Here is a 692-nt window from a genome sequence, read left to right as displayed (position 1 = left end):
CGGCGATGTCGCACGTGGCAAGCATGATCGCCCATGGCGTCTTCGAGAAATGGCCGGACCTCTACTTCGTGATCATCGAGTGCGGCGTCGCCTGGGTTCCGTCGGTCCTTTGGCGCCTGGACGCCGATTACAAAGCGCTGCGCAAGGAGACGCCATGGCTGAAGATGCTGCCGTCTGAATATTGCCGGCGCAACATCCGCTTTTCCACGCAGCCGCTGGAGCAGCCTGCAAACATCCAACATCTCTGGTCCACGCTCGAAGCGATGGACGGCGAAAACACGCTGATGTTTGCATCGGACTATCCGCACTGGGATTACGACGATGCCAACACGCTGCAAATCCCTCCTGCCTGGAAGGGCAAGATCATGGGACTGAATGCGCTGGAAGTCTACAAACGCATCCCCCGCGCGCAAGCCGCGAATGCCGCCTGAGGAAGCATATGATGCCCGAGAAGACATATATCTGCCGCGTCGACGAGATCGAAACAGGGTCTCCGTTCATCGCCAAGATCCGCAGCCTTTCGGTCGGGATTTTCCGCATCGGAGATTCATTCCACGCGCTGCTGAATGTCTGTCCGCACCGCGGCGCTCCGCTTTGCGAGGGGCCGCAATGCGGCACAACCGCGCCCGTTGAACAGGCGCAATTCATCTATCATCGCGAAAACGAGATCGTTCGATGCGCCTGGCACGGCT

The 692-nt window shown here is 59.2% G+C and carries 2 protein-coding genes; both read left to right on the top strand.

Going from position 1 to position 692, the window contains the following annotated elements:
• On the top strand, positions 1-431 hold a 431-nt coding region (locus tag EOA19_RS34985), incomplete at its 5' end, for an amidohydrolase family protein (RefSeq protein ID WP_164893136.1).
• Between the two features lie 11 nt (positions 432-442).
• Positions 443-692 (top strand): Rieske 2Fe-2S domain-containing protein (locus tag EOA19_RS34980; protein WP_128306107.1); only part of this gene is annotated, 250 nt, incomplete at its 3' end.

The sequence above is a fragment of the Mesorhizobium sp. M7A.F.Ca.US.010.02.1.1 genome, assembly GCF_004023085.1.
GTDB lineage: Bacteria > Pseudomonadota > Alphaproteobacteria > Rhizobiales > Rhizobiaceae > Mesorhizobium.
Note: the sequence above shows the minus strand (reverse complement) of the source record. Positions and strands in the feature narration are given on the sequence as shown.